At 71.9% G+C, this 20182-nt stretch carries 19 protein-coding genes; 9 read left to right on the top strand and 10 right to left on the bottom strand.

Features of this window, described 5'->3' with window-relative positions:
- Positions 1 to 42: 42 nt before the first annotated feature.
- From ACFY6S_RS04895 to ACFY6S_RS04925, 7 genes are all read right to left on the bottom strand, one after another.
- Positions 43 to 1119 (bottom strand): ABC transporter permease, encoded by a 1077-nt coding sequence (locus tag ACFY6S_RS04895; RefSeq protein WP_388822855.1) that lies wholly within the window; start codon positions 1117 to 1119, stop codon positions 43 to 45.
- Complete coding sequence (locus tag ACFY6S_RS04900; protein ID WP_388822857.1) at positions 1116 to 2654, bottom strand: sugar ABC transporter ATP-binding protein; 1539 nt, start codon at positions 2652 to 2654, stop codon at positions 1116 to 1118. The genes ACFY6S_RS04895 and ACFY6S_RS04900 overlap by 4 nt, the downstream gene beginning before the upstream one ends.
- A gap of 317 nt (positions 2655 to 2971) precedes the next feature.
- Positions 2972 to 4153 (bottom strand): ROK family protein, encoded by a 1182-nt coding sequence (locus ACFY6S_RS04905; RefSeq protein WP_388822859.1) that lies wholly within the window; start codon positions 4151 to 4153, stop codon positions 2972 to 2974.
- 249 nt (positions 4154 to 4402) lie between these two features.
- A complete protein-coding gene (locus tag ACFY6S_RS04910) occupies positions 4403 to 5080 on the bottom strand; it encodes a GntR family transcriptional regulator (RefSeq protein ID WP_388822861.1) in 678 nt (225 codons plus the stop codon).
- A 207-nt stretch (positions 5081 to 5287) separates the two neighbouring features.
- The gene (locus ACFY6S_RS04915; protein WP_388822863.1) at positions 5288 to 6235 is read right to left on the bottom strand and encodes a beta-ketoacyl-ACP synthase III; all 948 of its coding nucleotides are present in this window, start codon (positions 6233 to 6235) and stop codon (positions 5288 to 5290) included.
- 113 nt (positions 6236 to 6348) lie between these two features.
- A complete protein-coding gene (locus ACFY6S_RS04920; RefSeq protein WP_388822865.1) occupies positions 6349 to 6495 on the bottom strand; it encodes a hypothetical protein in 147 nt (48 codons plus the stop codon).
- Entirely contained in the window at positions 6458 to 7813 is a 1356-nt protein-coding gene (locus ACFY6S_RS04925) for an OFA family MFS transporter (protein WP_388822867.1), read from the bottom strand. Before ACFY6S_RS04925 ends, ACFY6S_RS04920 begins: the two co-directional genes overlap by 38 nt.
- Positions 7814 to 8073: 260 nt before the next feature.
- Here ACFY6S_RS04925 and fdhD point away from each other — a divergent pair, with 260 nt between their 5' ends.
- Positions 8074 to 8913 (top strand): formate dehydrogenase accessory sulfurtransferase FdhD, encoded by an 840-nt coding sequence (fdhD, locus tag ACFY6S_RS04930; RefSeq protein WP_388822869.1) that lies wholly within the window; start codon positions 8074 to 8076, stop codon positions 8911 to 8913.
- 29 nt (positions 8914 to 8942) lie between these two features.
- Here fdhD and ACFY6S_RS04935 read toward each other — a convergent pair whose 3' ends face one another.
- A complete protein-coding gene (locus ACFY6S_RS04935; RefSeq protein ID WP_388822871.1) occupies positions 8943 to 9767 on the bottom strand; it encodes an SDR family NAD(P)-dependent oxidoreductase in 825 nt (274 codons plus the stop codon).
- A gap of 272 nt (positions 9768 to 10039) precedes the next feature.
- On the opposite strand from ACFY6S_RS04935, the gene ACFY6S_RS04940 reads away from it, so the two are divergent.
- Positions 10040 to 10681, top strand: coding sequence for a TetR/AcrR family transcriptional regulator (locus tag ACFY6S_RS04940; protein ID WP_388822873.1), 642 nt, complete (start codon positions 10040 to 10042; stop codon positions 10679 to 10681).
- A 29-nt stretch (positions 10682 to 10710) separates the two neighbouring features.
- On the opposite strand, the gene ACFY6S_RS04945 is transcribed toward ACFY6S_RS04940, so the two are convergent.
- Positions 10711 to 11823, bottom strand: a complete 1113-nt coding sequence (locus tag ACFY6S_RS04945; RefSeq protein ID WP_388822875.1) for a bile acid:sodium symporter family protein — start codon at positions 11821 to 11823, stop codon at positions 10711 to 10713.
- Positions 11824 to 12028: 205 nt separating this feature from the next.
- Between ACFY6S_RS04945 and ACFY6S_RS04950 the strand changes: the two genes are divergently transcribed.
- The 3 genes from ACFY6S_RS04950 (at position 12029) to ACFY6S_RS04960 (ending at position 15988) form a co-directional block, all read left to right on the top strand.
- A complete protein-coding gene (locus ACFY6S_RS04950; protein ID WP_388822877.1) occupies positions 12029 to 12943 on the top strand; it encodes a LysR substrate-binding domain-containing protein in 915 nt (304 codons plus the stop codon).
- Between the two features lie 278 nt (positions 12944 to 13221).
- Complete coding sequence (locus ACFY6S_RS04955) at positions 13222 to 15045, top strand: AMP-dependent synthetase/ligase (RefSeq protein ID WP_388822879.1); 1824 nt, start codon at positions 13222 to 13224, stop codon at positions 15043 to 15045.
- 115 nt (positions 15046 to 15160) lie between these two features.
- The gene (locus ACFY6S_RS04960; RefSeq protein ID WP_388822881.1) at positions 15161 to 15988 is read left to right on the top strand and encodes an aldo/keto reductase; all 828 of its coding nucleotides are present in this window, start codon (positions 15161 to 15163) and stop codon (positions 15986 to 15988) included.
- Between the two features lie 96 nt (positions 15989 to 16084).
- Here ACFY6S_RS04960 and ACFY6S_RS04965 read toward each other — a convergent pair whose 3' ends face one another.
- Positions 16085 to 16390, bottom strand: a complete 306-nt coding sequence (locus tag ACFY6S_RS04965) for a 4a-hydroxytetrahydrobiopterin dehydratase (RefSeq protein ID WP_388822883.1) — start codon at positions 16388 to 16390, stop codon at positions 16085 to 16087.
- A 214-nt stretch (positions 16391 to 16604) separates the two neighbouring features.
- Between ACFY6S_RS04965 and ACFY6S_RS04970 the strand changes: the two genes are divergently transcribed.
- The 4 genes from ACFY6S_RS04970 to ACFY6S_RS04985 all read left to right on the top strand — a co-directional run bounded on the left by ACFY6S_RS04970 (position 16605) and on the right by ACFY6S_RS04985 (position 20061).
- On the top strand, positions 16605 to 17858 hold the full coding sequence (locus ACFY6S_RS04970; protein WP_388822885.1) for a molybdopterin-dependent oxidoreductase: 1254 nt from the start codon (positions 16605 to 16607) through the stop codon (positions 17856 to 17858).
- Entirely contained in the window at positions 17846 to 18415 is a 570-nt protein-coding gene (locus ACFY6S_RS04975) for a hypothetical protein (protein WP_388822887.1), read from the top strand. Before ACFY6S_RS04970 ends, ACFY6S_RS04975 begins: the two co-directional genes overlap by 13 nt.
- A gap of 29 nt (positions 18416 to 18444) precedes the next feature.
- Positions 18445 to 19338: a SigB/SigF/SigG family RNA polymerase sigma factor gene (locus ACFY6S_RS04980; RefSeq protein ID WP_388822889.1), complete on the top strand. Its 894-nt coding sequence runs from the start codon at positions 18445 to 18447 to the stop codon at positions 19336 to 19338.
- Between the two features lie 255 nt (positions 19339 to 19593).
- Positions 19594 to 20061, top strand: coding sequence for a hypothetical protein (locus tag ACFY6S_RS04985; RefSeq protein ID WP_388822952.1), 468 nt, complete (start codon positions 19594 to 19596; stop codon positions 20059 to 20061).
- The last annotated feature ends 121 nt before the right edge of the window (positions 20062 to 20182 follow it).

The raw sequence follows: 20182 nt of genomic DNA on the forward strand, positions 1-20182 counted from the left end.
CGGGTAGGGCGGGGGGTTGCGGGTGCGATGACTGACGTTGTGTCAGCTATCGCCGTTGCGCAGGGTGCGGCGCTGGACCAGTACGGCGGCGACGATGATGGCGCCCTTGGCGATCTGCTGAACGTCGCTCTGGAGATTGTTCAGAGCGAAGATATTGGTGATGGTGGTGAAGACGAGGACCCCGAGCACGGAGCCGACGATCGTGCCGCGGCCACCGCTGAGCAGGGTGCCACCGATGATCGCCGCCGCGATGGCGTCCAGCTCGTACAGGTTGCCGTTGGTGTTCTGTCCCGAGCCGGCCAGGATGATCAGCAGGAAGGCGGCGATGCCGCAGCAGAGCCCGGAGAACAGGTAGAGATAGAGCCGCTGCCTGCGGACATCGATACCGGCCAGCCTGGCGGCCTCCGGGTTGCCGCCGACGGCGACCGTGCGGCGGCCGAAGGTCGTACGGTTCAGGATCAGCCAGCCGACGACGGTCACGGCTGCGAAGACCAGCACGAGCGGCGGGATGCCGAGGACGTACGAGTCGGGGACGCCGAGGTCGAGCACCGAGGTCACCGTGACGATCTGGGTCTTCCCGTCGGTGATCATCAGGGCGAGGCCGCGGGCGGACGCGAGCATCGCGAGCGTCGCGATGAACGGCACCATCCCGCCGTACGCGATCAGCACACCGTTGACCAGCCCGCAGCCGAGCCCCACCAGGACGGCGGTGAAGAGGATGCCGGCGAACCCGAACTCCTGGGTGGCCAGTGTCGTGGCCCACACCGAGGAGAGGGCGACGATGGCGCCGACGGAGAGGTCGATGCCGCCGCTGGTGATGACGAAGGTCATGCCCACCGTGACGACACCGATGACCGACGCCTGGGTCAGCACCAGTTGGAGGTTGTTGGTGTCCAGGAACTGGTCGGGCTTGGTGATGCCGCCGACGACGACCAGAGCGGCCAGCACTCCGAGCAGGGAGAGGTTACGGACATCGATCCGCAGTCCGAGCGCCCGCCAACCCTCCTTCTTCGCAGGGGGTTTCGCGGTCGGGTCGGAGGCGGCGGTCGACGGGCTCGGCTCGGGCGTGGCCGCGGCGTCGGGCCCGCCCTGCCGCGCCTCGGAGGCAGGCTGTTTCATGGTGTCGGGCTCCCTTCCATCACAAGGTCGAGGACTCGGTGCTCGTCCAGCTCCCGGGCGGGCGCCCGGTGGACGACCCGCCCTTCGCGCAGGACCAGCACCCGGTCGGCGAGGCCCAGCACTTCGGGGACCTCGCTGGAGACGAGCAGTACGGCGAGCCCTTCGTCGGCCAGCCGCCGGATCACGGCGTACAGCTCGGCACGGGCGCCCACGTCGACACCGCGCGTCGGTTCGTCGAGCAGCAGCACCCGGCAGCCCCGCAGCAGCCAGCGGGCGAGGACCGCCTTCTGCTGGTTGCCGCCGGAGAGGGTACGGATCCGGGCGTCCGGGTTGTCGGGGCGCAGCGAGAGTTCCCTGGTCGCCTCGCGGGCCGCGGTGCGCTCGGCCGCGCGGTCGACCCAGCCGGCCCGGGCGAAGCGGGGCAGCGAGGACACCGACACGTTGCGGGTGACCGATTCGAGCATCAGCAGGCCCTGGGCCTTGCGCTCCTCGGGTGCGAGGCCGAGTCCGGCGCGGACGGCGGCACGGACGCTGCCGGGCCGCAGCGGGACGCCGTCGACGAGGACGCGGCCCGAGGTGGCCTTGCGCGCCCCGTAGACCGTCTCCAGGATCTCGGAGCGGCCCGATCCGACGAGCCCGGCCAGGCCGACGATCTCGCCGGGCCGCAGTTCGAGGTCGAGGGGCGCGAACTCCCCTTCCCTGGAAAGCCCTTCGACCCGCAGCACGGGTTCGGGGCGCGGTGCGCCGGCGGTGGGCGTGGCGGGCCGCTCGGGGAAGACGTACTCGACGTTCCGGCCGGTCATCAGCGCGACGACATCACGGGTCGGGGTCTGCTTCGCGGGCAGGGCGACGGCGACGGTCCGCCCGTCCTTGATGACGGTCACCCGGTCACCGATGCGCCGGATCTCCTCCAGCCGGTGGGAGATGTAGATGACCGCGACGCCGTCGGCGGTGAGCGTGGCCACCGTGCGGAAGAGATTGTCGACCTCGTCGGGGTCGAGGGCCGCGGACGGCTCGTCCATCACGATGAGCCGTACGTCGTGGGAGAGGGCGCGGGCCATGGAGACGATCTGCTGCTGGGCGGCGGAGAGCGAGCCGACGAGCTGGTGGGCCCGGATCTCCGGGTGGCCGAGGCGGGCCAGCAGCGCGGTCGCCGCGCTCCTCGCCTCCCGTCCCCGTACGACGAACCCGGCGGTGGTCGGCTCGTGTCCGAGGAAGATGTTCTCGGCCACCGACAGGCCCTCGACCAGGTCGAGTTCCTGGTAGATGGTGGCGATGCCGAGCCGCATCGCGGCGATGGGCGACTTCAGTGTGACTTCTTCGCCGCACCAGTTGATCACACCGTCGTCGGGCTGGTGGGCGCCGGCGAGCACCTTGATGAGTGTGGATTTCCCGGCGCCGTTCTGGCCGAGCAGACAGTGGACCTCACCCGCCGCGACCTCCAGGTCCACACCGTCGAGGGCGCGGACACCGGGGAAGGTCTTGGTGATGCCGGACATGGTGAGCAGCGGGGTCGTGGGTGGTGTGGATGCCATGGCGTATCCCCTCGGCGGATGCGGCCGGTGAGCGGGCAGGGCTGTGGGAGAGCTGAGCTGTGGGAGAGCTGGGGGTGGTGCGGAGCGGGGTGGAAAGAGGGTGCGGCGGAGCTGTCGTACGGATGCGGCTCGTGCGGCTCGTGCGTCTGTTGTCCGGCGACGCGGTGGGGCGCGGCCGGACGGGGACTGCGGCTCGTGCGGTGGTGCGGCTCGTACAGGTGCTGCGGGTGCTACGGATGGCGCGGGCGGTACGGGTGGTGCGGGGCCGTGCGGGTGAAGCGGTGGAGCGGGTGGAACGGATCGGGCGCCACCGGTCGTCAGACCGGCGAGAAGAGGTGGTCGCTGATGAGCCGGGCCGCGCCGGTGACTCCGGCGGTCGGTCCCAACTCCCCCAGGACGATGGGGAGGTTGCCGGTGGCCAGCGGCAGTGACTGCCGGTAGACCTGGGTCCTGACACTGGCCAGCAGCGTGTGGCCGAGGCCGGTCACCCCGCCGCCGATCACCACGAGCCCCGGGTTGAAGAAGCTGACGAGTCCGGCGATGACCTGGCCGACCCGGTTCCCGCCCGCCCGGATGAGTTCGAGGGCCGCGGGGTCACCGGCCGCCGCCGCGGCGGCGACGTCCACGGCCGTGAGCCGGCCGGCGGTCTCCAGCAGCGTGGCCAGTCCGGGCGAACGGCCCTCGCGGGCCGCCTCCTCGGCGTCGCGGGCGAGCGCGGCGCCGCTGAAGTACGCCTCCAGGCAGCCGCGGTTGCCGCAGGCGCAGGCGCGGCCGTCGCGTTCGACCTGGATGTGGCCGATGTCGCCGGCGCTGCCGGTGGTGCCCCGGTAGACATCGCCGTCCACGACGATGCCGCAGCCGATGCCGGTGCCTATCTTGACGCAGAGGAAGTCGCCCACCGAGCGGGCGACTCCGGCGTGCTGCTCCCCCATCGCCATGAGGTTCACATCGTTGTCGACCATGACCGGGCAGCCCAGTTCCTGGCTGAGCGCCTCCCGGACCGGGAAACCGTCCCAGCCCGGCATGATCGGTGGTGCGACCGGAACGCCCTCGGGGAAGCGGACCGGACCCGGGACTCCGATGCCCGCTCCGTCGAACTCCTCGGCGAGACCCGAGACCTTGAGTTTGGCCGCCAGCGCGAGCACCTGCTCGAAGACGGCGACCGGCCCTTCGCGGACGTCCATGGGGTGGTTGAGATGCCCCAGCACCTCCAGCTCGGCGTTGGTGACGGCGACATCGATGGAGGTGGCGCCTATGTCGACGCCGAGAAAGCGCAGGGCGGGTGCGAGCCGGATGTTGTGGGAGCGCCGGCCGCCGCGCGAGGCGGCGAGTCCGTCCGCGACCACCAGTCCGGTCTCCAGCAGCCGGTCGACCTCGACGGCGAGCTTCGAGCGGGAGAGGTCCACCTGATCACCCAGCTGCGCGCGGGAGTTGGGACCACCGTCACGCAACAGCCGGAGCAGTCGCGCCTGGTGCGCGTTGGCAGGTCGTGCCGTCATACGTCTCACGCGCCCCTCCCCGCCTCTCGGCCGGCCGTCCCTCGGATGGATCGCGCCCGGAGGTGTGTCCCGGGCTTTTGAGGGAACGTAGCAGCGCTTGCCCGCAGGGGGAAGAAGTTGCGCGTGAATCCGTCCCAACTTTCTCCACACCGAGGACAAAGGGAGGGCCGCCACGCGTCTCACGCATGACGGCCCGGAGTTCCACGGGCGCCGGACGCTGCCCGGGGCAGCCGCCGGCACCGCTCGCGATCAGGTGCGTTCGCGCTGGTGGTAGCTGGTTCTGGTGTGTTCCGTATGGGCCTTCATGATCTCGGTGGCGCCCTGTTCGTCCCGTGCGGAGATGGCGGCGATCAGCTGCCGGTGCTCGATCCAGGAGTCCTTGCCCCGCTGCCGGGCGACCGGTGTGTAGTACCAGCGGACCCTGCGGTCGACCTGCGCCGCGAGTTCGGCCAGCACGACATTGCCCGCCAGCTCCATGACTTTGGCGTGGAAGGCGGCGTTGACGGTGACCGCCCGGTCCACCTCGTCGTCCGCGACGGCCCGCTCACCCCGGGCGCACAGCTCCTCCAGCGCCGCGATGCCCGCCGTACCGGAGTTGGCCGCGGCCAGCCGGGCGGCCTCCGCCTCCAGGAGCGTACGGACCGTGAGCAGTTGATCCGCCTCCTCCTCGGTCGGTTCATGGACGAACGCGCCCTGGGCCGGGCGCAGATCGACCCAGCCCTCGGTGTTGAGGCGCTGGAGCGCCTCGCGCACCGGCTGCCGCGACACCCCGAGGTGGCCCGCGAGTTCGCTCTCGACCAGATGCTGGCCGGGCTGGAGCGCCCGGGTCGTTATCAGTTCGAGCAGCGCCTCGTACACGCGCTCACGCAGTGGACCCGGGCGTTCGAGCTTGGGCAGGGCGCCCTGTGCCAGTTTCGCGGACAACATCGTGGTACCCCTCCTGGCCGGCCGTGGACACGTCGGCGGCGGCCGACGTATCGAGAGTGACGACATCCATACATTGGTTATCGTCTACAGTCTACCGACCGACGGGGAGTTGGGGCCGGGAGTTCGAGCCGCGTGCCCCCGGGTCGCACGGCCGAGGACATCGGGGATACGGGGGGGCCGGCGACACGCGAGCCGGCCCGGCGGGCGTCAGGGGCAGCGCACGACCTGACCGCCGTAGGAGAGGTTGCCGCCGAAGCCGAACAGCAGCACCGGCGCGCCCGACGGGATCTCCCGGCGGTCCACCAGTTTGGACAGCGCCATCGGGATCGACGCGGCGGAGGTGTTGCCGGACTCCACGACATCGCGGGCGATCACGGCGTTGACCGCGCCGATCTTCTGGGCGACGGGCTCGATGATCCGCAGGTTCGCCTGGTGCAGCACGACTCCGGCCAGCTCCTCGGGGGTGACCCCGGCCCGCTCGCAGACCTTGCGGGCGATGGGCGGCAGCTGCGTGGTGGCCCAGCGGTAGACCGACTGCCCCTCCTGCGCGAACACCGGCGGGGTGCCCTCGATCCGTACGGCGTGCCCCATCTCGGGCACGGAGCCCCAGAGCACCGGGCCGATGCCCGGCTCCTCGTCGGGTCCGGTCGCCACGACCACCGCCGCGCCCGCGCCGTCACCGAGCAGCACGCAGGTCGTACGGTCCGTCCAGTCGGCGATCTCGGTCATCTTGTCCGCGCCGATGACCAGCACCCGGCTCGCGGAGCCGGCCCGTACGGCGTGATCGGCCGTGGCGAGGGCGTGGGTGAACCCCGCGCACACGACGTTGAGGTCCATCACCGCGGGCGAGCCCATGCTCAGCCGGGCGGCGACCCGGGCCGCCATGTTGGGCGAGCGGTTGATGGCGGTGGAGGTGGCGACCAGCACCATGTCGATGTCGGCGGGGGTCAGCCCGGCCGCGGCCAGCGCCTTGGCGCCGGCGTGCGCGGCCAGCGCGTCCACCGGCTCGTCGGGGCCCGCCACATGCCGGGTTCTGATGCCGACCCGGCTGCTGATCCATTCGTCGCTGGTGTCGACCATCGCCGCCAGATCATGGTTGGTGAGCACCTTGGCGGGCTGATAGTGCCCGAGCGCGGCGATACGAGTGCCGGTCATGCCCGGGACCCCCTCTGTTTCGACGTCAGGAATGCTCCAGTCTTGTCAGCGACTCACCGGTACGGGTGCAGGTGAACCAACAGGATTCTCCTGTGCGGTTTGGAGAGTCCACATCATCGGGTGAAAAGCTGAGCCGCCTTGAGGACCAACTCGTACACACCGTACGCGAGAGGGATACCCACCCAGAGCCAGGCGAAGACGACCAGACCGGCCCGGTTGGGCTCAGACCGTGCGGCCGGTGTCCCTGCTGACCTGCTCATCGGCTGTCTCCTTCGGGTCTCGTGCGTGGTGGCGGGGGTGTACGGGCCTGACCAGTTCGTTGGCGACGAAACCGACGACCAGCAGGCCGATCATGATGGCGAACGAGAGACCGTACAGCCCCGCGCCGCTCTTTCCCGCCGCTTCCTGGCTGTCGGCCACCTTGTTGACGATGAGCGGGCCGAGCACTCCTGCGGTGGACCACGCGGTGAGCAGCCTGCCGTGGATCGCGCCGACCTGGTAGGTGCCGAAGAGGTCCTTGAGGTAGGCGGGGACGGTGGCGAAGCCGCCTCCGTAGAAGGAGAGGATCACCAGCGCGCAGATGACGAACAGCGGCTTCGACGAGTCGCCGAACCAGGCGATCAGCAGATACATCACCGCCCCGGCGCCCAGATAGACCCGGTAGATGTTCTTGCGGCCGATCAGGTCCGAGGCCGAGGACCAGCCGATACGGCCCGCCATGTTGGCGGCCGAGAGCAGGGCGACGAAGCCGGCGGCGGCGGAGACGGAGATCGGTGTGGCCGCCCCGGCGAAGAAGTCCGTGATCATCGGGGCGGCCTTCTCCAGGATTCCGATGCCCGCGGTGACGTTCATGCACAGGACGACCCACAGGCACCAGAACTGCGGGGTGCGCACGGCCGACCGCGCCGACACCCGGGGCCCGCTCTCCGGCGCGGCCCGCTGCTCGGGAACCTCCGGCGTCCGCTGCCGGTAGCCGGGCGGGGGCACCCGGACCAGCAGCACGCCGAGGGACATGAAGACCGCGTACACCAGTCCGTGCGTCAGGAAGGCGAACGCGATGCCCCTGCTGTCGGAGCCGTAGGACGCCAGCATGTGCGCGGACCACGGCGAGGCGATGAGCGCGCCGCCGCCGAAGCCCATGATGGCGATGCCGGCGGCCATGCCGGGACGGTCGGGGAACCACTTGATCAGGGTGGAGACCGGGGATATGTAGCCGATACCGAGGCCGATCCCGCCGACGAACCCGTAGCCGAACACGATCAGCCAGTACTGCTCGGTGAAGGCGCCGAGCGCGGCGAGCAGGAAGCCGGAGGAGAAGCAGCACAGGGCGACCGTCATGGCCCAGCGCGGCCCGTTGCGCTCCACGAGAGTGCCGCCGAAGGCGGCGGACAGCCCGAGCATCACGATGCCGAGCTGGAAGGGCAGCGCGCTCTGGGTGCCGGAGAGATCCAGCGCGGATTCGAGCGGTGGCTTGAAGACGCTCCAGGCGTAGGTCTGCCCGATCGAGAGATGGACCGACAGCGCGGCGGGCGGCACCAGCCAGCGGCTCCAGCCTGCGGGGGCGAGAGGTGGGGTCATGGTCGCGAACTCTAGGAAGCGGATCGCGCCTTGGGAAGATCTTCGGCGGAGCGGATCGCGGAGCGGATCGCGGAGCGCGTAGCGGCCCGATACCTCCTACCGGCCGGATGTCCCGTATCCGCCGGAGGTGCCGCGCACGGAACTGCATACTGTAGACAAGTGCCGGGGAGGAACGGGCGAGGGGTCCCCGGGGTGCCGGACAATGAGTGCCACACGGGAGCATCACGTCAGCACCACGTCGACGAGTAGGACTGATCACCATGGGACGGGTCACCGAGCGCCGCCGCACCATCCGGATCAGGGACGGGGTCGTCTCCGCGCGGCCCGACACCCTGGTCGCCGAGGAGCCGCTGGAGATCCGGCTCGACGGCAGACCGCTCGCCATCACGATGCGCACCCCCGGCGACGACTTCGCGCTGGCCGTCGGTTTCCTGGTGAGCGAGGGCGTGCTCGCGGCAGCCGCCGACGTGCGCTCCGTCGTGTACTGCGCCGGGGCGAAGGAGGACGGCTCGAACACGTACAACGTGGTCGATGTCCGGCTCGCGCCCGGAGTGCCGGTCCCGGACATCACCCTGGAGCGCAACGTCTACACGACCTCGTCGTGCGGGCTGTGCGGAAAGGCCAGCCTGGACGCCGTACGGACGACGGCCCGCTTCCCGATCGCCGACACTCCCCCGGTCCGGGTCGAACCCGCCCTGCTCTCCGGCCTCCCCGACCGGCTCCGGGCCGCGCAGCGGGTCTTCGACCGGACCGGGGGGCTGCACGCCGCGGCGCTGTTCTCCGAGGACGGCGAGCTGCTGGACATCCGGGAGGACGTCGGGCGGCACAACGCCGTCGACAAGCTCGTCGGCCGGGCGCTGCGGCAGGATCTGCTGCCGCTGTCCCGGGCGATCCTGCTGGTCTCCGGCCGCGCCTCGTTCGAGCTGGCGCAGAAGGCGGTGATGGCGGGCATCCCGGTGCTGGCGGCGGTGTCCGCGCCGTCGTCGCTCGCCGTCGACCTGGCCGCGGAGAGCGGGCTGACCCTGGTCGGCTTCCTGCGCGGCCCGTCGATGAACGTGTACGCGGGCGACGAGCGGATCGCCCTGCGCAGCGAGGTGTGAGCGGCCCCGGCCACCGCACGGCCGGGGCGTCAGGAAGCGGAGCCGCTCGCGACGTCCCGGACGTCGTGGAAGCCCGCCCTACGGTTGATCGCGGCGACGACACGCGTGACGGTCGTGCGCGGCAGCAGCCGCGGCAGCCAGGTGGACCAGCGGTGGAGGGCCCGGCCGGGGTACGAGGCCGCTCTGCCGCGCGCGAAGTCGTCCAGGGTCCTCGCGGCGACCGACTCGGGGCTGTCGGTGACCCGGGGGTCCATGACGGCGGTGGTGGTGTCGAAGAAGCCGGTCCCGGTCGCGCCGGGGTGGGCGCCCATGACCCGTACTCCGGTGCCGCGCAGCTCCCGCGCGAGCGCCTCGGTGAAGTACAGGACGAACGCCTTCGTCGCGGAGTAGCTCGCCTGGTACGGCATGGGCTGGAACGCCGCGGTGGAACCGACGTTGATGATCCCGCCCGAGCCGCGTCCGAGCATGTCCGCCCCGATCAGGCGGGTCATCCGTATCAGGCCGGTGACATTGAGGTCGACCGACCGCAGGCTCTGCTCGAAGGGACGGTCGAAGAAGGGGCCGATGGAGCCCGTCCCGGCGTTGTTGATCAGGAGATCGACGCTGGTGTGCCGGTCGCGCAGCGCCTCGACGACGCTCCCGGCGCCGGCCGGGTCGGCGAGATCCGCGCCGAGCACCAGGGTGCTCACCCGGTGCTCGGCGCGGATCTCGGCGGCGAGACGTTCGAGGTCCGGGGTCGAGCGGGCCACCAGGACCAGGTCCGAGCCCCGTCGGCCGAGTTCGCGCGCGCAGGCCCTGCCGATCCCTCTGGACGCTCCGGTGACGAGCGTGGTGGTGCCGCGGTAGTCGTACATGGCCGAGGGGCTCCTTCGGACGGGGGCGGGAGGCCGGATCAGGTGGCGGGAGGGAGGGCCGGGTGAAGCGCGGGCGCGCCCCGGCGGTCAGCGGCGGCCCGAGTCGTCGCACGCGCCCGGCGCCGGATGCCGCCGCCCGGCGTACCGGCGCCGGGCCGCTCGCGGGGAGCCGCCGAACACCGATGCCCGGCGCCGGGGACGCCCCGCCCGTCACCCCGCCGAGTCCGGCGCAGAATGTGTACGGTGTCCACTATCACCCAAGGAAGTGTGCAGTGTCAACATCTGATCGGCAGAGCTACCACCACGGCGATCTGCGGGGCGCCCTGCTGCGGTCCGCCCTGCGGCTCCTGGACGTCGACGGCGTGGACGCGCTGTCCCTGCGGGCCGTGGCCAGGGACGCCGGGGTGTCCGCCAACGCGCCCTACCGCCACTACCGCGACAAGGAAGCGCTGCTCGCCGCGCTGGCCTCGCACGGGTTCACCGAACTCGCCGCCCGTCTGGAGGCCACCTCGGCCGACGGCGCGGGGAGCGGCGCCCGCTCCCCGCAGGCGGCCCTGGCGGACGCGGTGGCGCCGATGGCGCGCGCCACGGTGCACTACGCGCTCGACCATCCCGGTCTGTTCCGCCTGATGTTCGGGCATGTCTGCGTGGGCCTGCCCGAGGTGATCGCGGCCTCCGACGCGGCCCAGGCCGTCGTGACAGCGCGGATCGCCGCCTTCGCGGCTCCCGAGCACCGCGAGATCCTCAAGATCGGCGTATGGGCCCTCGTACACGGGCTCACCTCGCTGCTGCTCGACGGCCGCCTGGGGGAGCCCACCCGCGAGACGGCCGACGCGCTGGTCGACTCGGCGGTCCGGACCATGATCGGCGCGCAGTGGGCGCCGGTCGCGGCCGAGCCCGGGAGCGGCGCCTGACGTGAGGCGGGCCGGGCCGGCCGCCGCTCTCAGGCCGTACCGGCCGCCGCCCCCGCGGCCACCGCTTCCGGGCCCTCGGTCCGCTCGGCGGGGCCCGGCTCCTCGTCGCGCGACCTGCGCTTCGCGATCACCGCGCACACCATCAGCTGCATCTGGTGGAAGAGCATCAGCGGCAGCACCGCGAGGCTCGCGCCCGCGCCGAACAGGACGGTCGCCATCGGCAGCCCCGCCGCCAGGCTCTTCTTCGACCCGGCGAACTGGATGGCGATCCGGTCGGCGCGGTCGAAGCCGAGCCGCCGGCCGCCGTACCAACTGGCCGCGAGCATCGCGGCGAGCAGGACGGCCTCCACGGCCAGCAGTCCCGCCAGCCGCAGCGGGGTCACCTGGTGCCAGATGCCCGTGACCACGCCCTCGCTGAACGCGGTGTAGACGACCAGCAGCACCGACCCCCGGTCGACCAGACCGAGAACCCGCTTGTGCCGGGCGAGGAAACCGACGATCCAGCGCCGCAGCAGCTGGCCGGCGACGAAGGGCAACAGCAGCTGGGCGACGATCCGCAGCAGCGAGTCCGCCGACATGCCGACGGTCCCGCCGCCGATGAGCAGTGCCGCGAGCAGCGGGGTGATCACGATGCCGGCGAGGCTGGAGAAGGAGCCCGCGCAGATCGCGGCGGGCACGTTGCCGCGGGCGATCGAGGTGAACGCGATGGAGGACTGGACGGTCGAGGGCACCAGGCAGAGGAAGAGAAGCCCGGCCTGGAGCTGCGGGGTCAGGACATACGGCACAAGACCCGCCGAGGCCAGCCCCAGCAGCGGGAAGAGCACGAACGTGCAGGCGAGGACGGTGACATGGAGCCGCCAGAGCTTCAGCCCCTCGACCACCTCGCCGGTGGACAGGCGCGCGCCGTACAGGAAGAACAGCAGCCCCACCGCGCCGGTCGACGCGCCGCTCGCGACATCCGCCGCGTGGCCGGAGACCGGCAGCAGCGAGGCGAGGGCGACGGTCGCGAGAAGCGCCAGCACATACGGGTCGACGGGCAGCCAGGACGGTGGGCGGAGCCGGCGCCGCGGCCGGGGTGGAGGCGGGGAGGAGGCGGACCGTGCGGACGGCTCGGGCGGTGCGGATGTCGTGCGGCGGTTCATGTGCTCCACTACTGGCTGCTGTCCGGCGGTGCGGGCCGGGCGGTTCGGTTCGACTCTCCCGTTCGGGGGCCTTCGCTGTCGGGCGCGGATCGCGCGGCGGCCGCGGATCGCGCCTCCCCATGGTCCACCTGTTCGACTTGATCGGGAATCCCGTATACCGCTCTCACTGTCATCGCGTTCCGCGATAAGACCGTAGCCTGGTGGGATGTACGAGCCGGGACAGTTGCGCACCTTCCTCGCCGTGGCCCAGACGCTCAGCTTCACGCAGGCGGCGCGCCGGCTCGGGCTGCGGCAGTCCACGGTGAGCCAGCATGTGCGGCGTCTGGAGGACGCGACGGGACGGCCGCTGTTCACCCGGGACACGCACAGCGTGGAGCTGACGGAGGACGGGGAGGCCATGCTCGGCTTCGCCCGGTCGATCCTGGCGGCCCACGACCGGGCGGCGGCGTTCTTCGGCGGCACCCGGCTGCGCGGCCGGCTGCGGTTCGGTGCCTCCGAGGATTTCGTCCTCACCCGGCTCCCGGAGATCCTGGAGTCCTTCCGGCGCGACCACCCCGAGGTCGATCTCGAACTGACGGTGGAACTGTCGGGCATCCTGCACGAGCGGCTGGCCGCGGGGCTGCTCGATCTGGTGCTGGCCAAGCGCCGCCCCGGCGACACCCATGGCCGGCTGGTCTGGCAGTCCACCCTGACCTGGATCGGAGCCCCGCAGCTGCGGCTGGACCCCGACCGGCCGGTCCCGCTGATCGCCTTCCCGCCGCCCGCGCTCACCCGGGCCCGCGCCCTGGAGGTCCTGGAGGCGCACGGCAGACCCTGGCGCGTCGCGTGCACCAGCGCCAGTCTGAGCGGGCTGATCGCGGCGGCCCGCGCGGGTCTCGGCGTGATGGCCCACACCCGCGACCTGGTCCCGCCGGGGCTGGTGCCGCTGCGGACGAGGCTCCTGCCCGAGCTGGGCGGGGTGGACTTCGTCCTGCTCCACGGCGACCGGGAGCGCGGCGGTCCGGCGGACGGCGGTCCGGGGCGCGACCGCGAGGCGACGCGGGCGGCGGCGGACGCGCTGGCCGCCGCGGTCCTGGCCGGCGGCGACCGGCTGCACCGCCCGGCCCCGGCGGAGGGCTGACGGCTGAGAGGAGGACCGCGGGGGACGGTCCCGGCGGGCGGCTTCGTAGAGCGTCGGTGACCGACGTGTTCTGATTCGGTGGAGATTCGCGTCCGCTGGGGTTACCTCGGGGTCAGATGGTTTCTCCGCCCCTCGTCAACTCCCCGCCCACCGGCCGCTGATCCCACGCTGACCTGGGGCGACACGGATTCGCACCGGTGACGCGGACGCCTCGGCGCCGGGTCGGGCGGTGGGGTACCGTCACCGGCGCTGTGCGGAGCGCCACAAGGAGCGAGTCATTGCGCGAGTTCACCGTCCCCCCTCTGCCGGCCGCCCCTCACGTGGGAGGGCTCGCGGACGCGGTCTTCGAACATGCCCTGTCCGATCCGGCCAGGGTCGCGCTCGGCCGCAAGGACGGGGAGGGCCGCTGGCGGGACGTGACCTCGGCGGAATTCCGTGACGAGGTCCTCGCGCTGGCGAAGGGGCTGCTGGCGCACGGGGTGCGGTTCGGCGACCGGGTCGCGATCATGTCCCGTACCCGCTACGAGTGGACGCTCTTCGACTTCGCGCTGTGGACGGTCGGCGCCCGGCCCGTACCGGTCTATCCGACGTCCTCGGCCGAGCAGGTCCACTGGATCCTGCACGACGCGGAGGTCTCGGCCTGTCTGGTCGAACACGGGGACCACGCGATGACCGTCGGCTCGGTGATAGACCGGCTGCCCCGGCTCACCCGGCTCTGGCAGTTGGACGCGGACGCCCTGGGCGAGCTGTTCGCTGCGGGCGCGGGGCTGGACGACGAGACGGTGCACCGGCACCGCAGGGCCGTCACCCCGGACTCCGTCGCCACGGTGATCTACACCTCGGGCACCACCGGCCGCCCCAAGGGCTGCGTGATCACCCACTCCCATTTCATGTTCGAGGCCGATACGGTCCTGGAGCGCTGGGAGCCGGTCTTCCGGGGCGGCCTCGGCGCCGAGGCGTCCACCCTGCTCTTCCTGCCGCTCTCGCACGTCTTCGGGCGGATGATCGAGATCGCGGCGATCCGGGGCCGGGTCAAGCTGGGCCACCAACCCGTCCTGCGGGCGAGCGCGTTGCTGCCCGATCTGGCCGCGTTCCGGCCGAGCTTCGTGCTGGCCGTGCCGTACATCTTCGAGAAGGTCTACCACGCGGCGCGGCGCACGGCGGAGACGGACGGCAGGGCGCCGGCCTTCGACAGGGCGGTGGAGGTGGCGGTGCGCTACGCGGAGGCCGTGGAGCAGCGGGCGTCCGGCCTCGGGCCCGGCCCCTCCGCCGGGCTGCGGATGCGCCATCAGTTCTTCGAGAGGGCCGTCTACGGCAAGGTCCGCGAGGCGCTGGGCGGCCGGGTCCGGCACGCGATGTCCGGCGGCAGCGCGATGGACCGGCGGCTCGGGCTGTTCTTCGCCGGAGCGGGCGTCACCGTGTACGAGGGGTACGGGCTGACCGAGACGTGCGCGGCGGCCACCGCCAATCCCCCTGGGCTGGCCCGGTACGGCACGGTCGGGCAGCCGATCCCGGGCACGTCGGTGCGCATTGCGGCGGACGGCGAGGTGTGGCTGCGCGGCGGGCAGGTCTTCTCCGGCTACCTGGGCGACCCGGAGGCCACCGACGCGGTGCTGCGCGACGGCTGGCTGGCCACCGGCGATCTCGGGACGCTCGACGAGGACGGCTATCTCACGCTCACCGGGCGGAAGAAGGAGATCCTGGTGACGTCGGGCGGCAAGAGCGTGGCGCCCATGGCGCTGGAGGAGCGGGTACGGACGCATCCGCTGGTGGCCCAGTGCATCGTCGTGGGCAACGACCGGCCGTACATCGCGGCGCTGGTCACCGTGGACCCGGAGGCCGTGCAGCACTGGCTCGCCATCCGGCGCAAGCCGCCGCTGAGCCCCGTGGAGCTGGTGCGGGACCCGGAGCTGGAGAAGGAGATCAGACGCGCGGTGGTGGCCGCGAACACGAGGGTCTCCCAGGCCGAGTCGATCCGTACCTTCCGCATCCTGGCCCAGCCCTTCAGCGAGGAACAGGGGCTGCTGACACCGTCGTTGAAGCTGAAGCGCCGGGCGATAGAGGAGGCGTACCGCGTCGAGATCGACGCGCTCTACCGCTGAGGCATTGTCCGGGCCCGCCGGGGAAACGATGACGGTGGGGGTGACGGGGAATCCGTCCGCCCCTGAGATCGTTGGACGATCGAGAAGCAACCGACGACGTTAGGATCGACCGCTCGTGAGCAAGGTCCCCCACCTCACTCTCAACAACGGCACCACGATGCCCCAGCTCGGCTTCGGCGTCTGGCAGGTGCCCGACGACGAGGCGACGAAGGCGGTCGCCACCGCGCTGGAGGCCGGGTACCGCAGCATCGACACCGCCGCCATCTACGGCAACGAAGAGGGCACGGGCAAGGGCATCACGGAGTCCGGCATAGCCCGTGAGGACCTCTTCGTCACCACGAAGCTGTGGAACGGCGATCAGGGGTACGACTCGACCCTGCGCGCCTTCGACGTGTCGCTGGAGAAGCTCGGCCTCGACTATGTCGACCTGTATCTCATCCACTGGCCGAAGCCGGCCGCCGACACCTATGTCGACACCTACAAGGCGTTCGAGAAGATCCTCGCCGACGGCCGTGCCAAGGCCATCGGCGTCTCGAACTTCCTGCCCGAGCATCTGGAGCGGCTGATCGGCGAGACCTCCGTGGTCCCTGCGGTCAACCAGATCGAGCTGCACCCGCAGCTCCAGCAGGCCGAGTCGCGCGCCGCCCACGCCGAGCACGGCATCGTCACCGAAGCCTGGTCGCCGCTGGGCCAGGGCAAGGGCCTGCTGGAGGTCCCGACCGTGGTGGCGATCGCCCGCAAGCACGGGCGCACCCCGGCCCAGGTGGTGCTGCGCTGGCACCTCCAGCTGGGAAACGTGGTGATTCCCAAGTCCGTGACCCCGTCCCGGATCCAGGAGAACATCGACGTCTTCGGATTCGAACTGGACGCCGACGACCTGGCGGCGTTCACCGCGCTCGACGAGGGCCGGCGCATCGGCTCCCACCCGGCGGACGTCAACTGACCCGCGCACGACGACGCACGCGGTACGCCACGGCGCCACCGGCCGGTACGGGCAGGTGGCGCCGTGGCGTACCGGGCTCCGGAGCCCGGAGCCCGATCAGTGCGCGCCGTGCGCCCCGGCGATCGACTCGACGCGCTCGGCCAGCGCGATGTCCAGCCCGGTGACGGCGCCGCCCGCGTCATGGGTGGAGACCGCGAGGGTGAGGGTGCTGTAGCCGAGGGTCAGCTCCGAGTGGTGGTTCAACTCGTCCTGGATCTGGGCGATGTGGACCACCATCGCGGCGGCGGCCGCGTGCGTGCCCAGACGGTAGGTACGGGTGACGCGCCCGTTCTCCAGCGACCAGCCGGGCAACGGCCGCAGCCGCTCCTCGGCCTCGTGCTGCGACAGCGGTTCGGCGACCATGGCCGACGGCTCCTTCCGGGTGCGGGCAGCGACCCGGCCGACGATACGGTGTGCGGCGCGCGGCGCGGGGCCGCCGTGCCGGTGCTCGCGCGGGCACCGGGGTCGCCGCGCCGCGCGCGACCGGGCGAAGCGGCCGCCGCCGTACGGGGCGGGATCGCGCCCGCGCCCCGCGTCGCGACAGCGTCCGGCCCGGAGGGGCCCTACGGTCACGTGGATGAACGCTCTCGACCGCCTCCTCCCCCGGTGGCGCAGCCCGCTTCGCGGGCCGTGGCTGACCTCGGTCTTCGCGGTGGCGCTGCTGGTCGGTATCCCCGTCCTGTTCGTGACGGGTCTGTTGTCGTACGCCGCCTACAACCCGGGCCTGACGCCGGTCAACGACAAGACGCCGGACAAGGGGCTGCTCGGCTTCTATCTCTTCTCCTGGCCCACCCGCCCCTACTGGCTCTACCGGGTCACGCAAGGTGTGCATGTGACGCTCGGCATCGTGCTCGTACCGGTGCTGCTCGCCAAGCTGTGGTCGGTGGTGCCGAAGCTCTTCGAGATGCCGCCGGTGCGCTCCCTGGCCCATGGCCTGGAGCGGCTGTCGCTGCTGCTGCTCGTCGGCGGGGCCCTCTTCGAGTTCGTCACCGGTGTGCTCAACATCCAGTTGCAGTACGTGTTCCCCGGCTCGTTCTATCCGCTGCACTTCTACGGGGCCTGGGTGTTCATCGGCGCGTTCGTCACGCACGTCGCTCTGCGGCTGCCGCGTACGGTGCGGACGCTGCGCCGCCGTGGTCCACGCGGCTCGCCGACCGAGCCGCTGGACGCGACCGGTCTGGTCTCCCGGGACCCGGCGCCGCCGACCGCCTCGCGGCGCGGCGCGCTCGCGATGGTCGGGCTCGGTTCGCTGACGCTGTTCGTGGTGACGGCGGGGCAGAGCATCGGCGGCTCCCTGCGGGGTACGGCCCTGCTGGCGCCGCACGGGCGGGAGCCGGGCAGCGGCCCGAACGGGTTCCAGATCAACAAGGGGATGCGGTCGGCGCGGATCCAGGAGCGCGACATCGGTCCCGACTGGCGGCTGACCGTACGGGGCGGGGCACGGCGGTCCGTGCTGACCCGGCAGGAGGTGGCGCGGCTGCCCCGGCACACGGCGGCGCTGCCCATCGCCTGCGTGGAGGGCTGGTCCACCTCCGACCAGGAGTGGGAGGGCGTCCGGCTGGCCGATCTCGCCGCGCTGGTCGGGCTGGGGGACGCGCCGCCCGCCGTCTTCGTGGAGTCGGTGCAGCGGCACGGCTCCTTCCGGACGGTCGCGCTCAGCGCGGACCAGGTCCGCGATCCCCGCTCGCTGCTCGCCCTGCGGGTCAACGGGGCCGAGCTGTCGCCCGATCACGGGTATCCGGCCCGGGTCATCGTGCCGGGCGCGCCGGGCGTGATGAACACCAAGTGGGTGCGGCAGCTGAACTTCGGGGAGTCGACATGGCCCACGTGACAGGGGACCCGAGGCACCGCCGCGGGCCGCTCAGCAGACTGAAGCGCCTGAAGCGCCTGAAGCGGGCGTATCCGGGGTCGCCCCGTGTGCTGCTGCTCCTGCTGGCCTCGTTCGCGCTCTGCGGATACGCGGGTGTCAGGCTGCTGCGGGGCGAGTGGGTGTCCATCCTGATCTGGTTCGTGGGCGCGGCGCTCCTGCACGATCTGGTGCTCGTACCGCTGTACACGCTCGGGGACCGCGCGCTCCAGGGCATGGCGCGGCGGCGCGGGCGGCCCCTGGGCCGTACGGGGGTCGGCTACGTCCGCGTGCCGGTCTTCCTCTCCCTGCTGATGCTGCTGGTGTACTGGCCGTTGGTGCTGCGCGCGCCCGGTCCCTACCAGGAGGCCACCGGCCTGGACCCGGACGTCTTCCTGGGCCGCTGGCTGCTGATCAGCGCCGTGCTGTGCGGGCTGTCGGCGCTCTGCGCGCTGGGAGCCGCGGTACGTAAACCTGAATTTCGAGATCGGATGCGAGAATCGCGCATGGGCCGGCGAAAGGGGGGCAGAAGCGCATCTTGAACGGTCCACCGCGATGGAGGAGTGAAGTCATGACGACCACAACTGTGCGTGCTGCCGAACTGGAGCAGGCGGAGGGCGTCCTGACCTACGGTTCGACGGCCCCCGTCGACGCGCTGCCGTATATCGAGGACCCCGGCAAGGTCGCCCCGAAGGACGCGCGGGCCCTGTCGAAGCTGTTCTTCGACCAGCTCCAGGTCCTCGAAGAGGGCACGCACGAGTACAGCTACGCGCGCAACACGCTCATCGAGATGAACCAGTCGCTCGTGCGGTTCGCCGCGAGCCGCTTCCGCAACCGGGGCGGCGGCGACATGGAGGACATCCTCCAGGTCGGCACGATCGGTCTGATCAAGGCGATCGACCGCTTCGACCTCTCCCGCGAGGTCGAGTTCACCTCCTTCGCAGTCCCCTACATCGTCGGCGAGATCAAGCGCTTCTTCCGCGACACCAGCTGGGCCGTCCACGTCCCGCGCCGTCTCCAGGAGCTGCGCGTCGAGCTGGCCAAGGCCAAGGAGCACCTGGCCACCACCCTGGACCGGGATCCGACGGTCAAGGAGATCTCCGAGCTGCTCGGCATCACGGAGGAAGAGGTCGTCGAGGGTCTGGTCGCCACCAACGGCTACACGGCGGGCTCCCTGGACATGCCCACCGGTGACGAGGGCGGGACGGGCGGCGGCGGCCGTACCTTCGCCGATGTGCTGGGCGAGGCGGACCCGGCCATGGAGAAGGTCGAGAACCTGCACGCGCTGGCCCCGCTGCTGGAGCAGCTGGACGAGCGCGAGCGCGGCATCGTGGAGATGCGCTTCGGCCGGGAGATGACGCAGTCCCAGATCGGCGCCGAGCTGGGCGTCTCGCAGATGCACGTGTCGCGGCTGCTGAACCGCATCATCGCGCGGCTGCGGTCGGGGATGCTCGTCGAGGAGTGAGCAAACCGCCCGGTCCGGACGTCTCCGGTCCGGATGTCCGGTGCGGAAATCCTGTCAGGGCGCGGATCCCCGGCGAAGGCGCGTACGGCGTCGTTCCCCGGGGATCCGCGCTGTGTGCGGTTACATCTCTCGAAGCGGAACGACTCGTTCGCCCCGGGAGGCGGTACCTTGCGCGACAGCGACAGCGGTCCCAGGGACCCGGCCGGGCACGGGGCACACGCGGCGCACGCCGGTCGGGAGGAGCGCGCCGAACGCCTGCAACGGCTGCTGTTCGGCGGTGTCTACGGCACGGTCCTGGCCAGCGCGCTGGCGGCGGCCCTGGACCACGACGCCGGCCCCGACGACCCCGGATACGACGCGGTGTGGGTGCTGCTGGCGGCCCTGGCCTCGGCGGCCGCCCACGGCTACGCCCATACGATCGCCCGTCAGACGGCGGAGAGGGCGGCGGTCACCGTCAGTGCCGTACGGGCCGTGCTGGCCGAGTGGCCGCTGCTGGCAGCGGTCCTGCCGACGGTGGCCGCGCTGCTCGGCTCGTACGCCGGGTGGTGGGGCGAGGGCGCCGCGATCGAGGTCGCGCTGGCCCTCAACACGCTCGCCCTGTTCGGCTGGGGCTTCTGGGCCGCGCGCGTGGCCGGGCGGGGCCGGGCGGCGGCGTGCCGGGTCGGCGGGGTGGACATGCTGCTCGGGCTGTTCATCATCGGGGCCAACGTCCTGAGCAAGTGAGCGGGTGAGCGGACCGACGTGCGGGAGGGGGGGGGCCCCCCCCCCCGGGGGCCCCCCCCCCCCCGGCGGGCAGGGGGCCGCCCCCCCCCCCGGCGCCGCCGGGGGGTTAACAGGGACCGGC

Source organism: Streptomyces sp. NPDC012835, from assembly GCF_042900885.1.
Classification (GTDB): Bacteria; Actinomycetota; Actinomycetes; order Streptomycetales; family Streptomycetaceae; genus Streptomyces.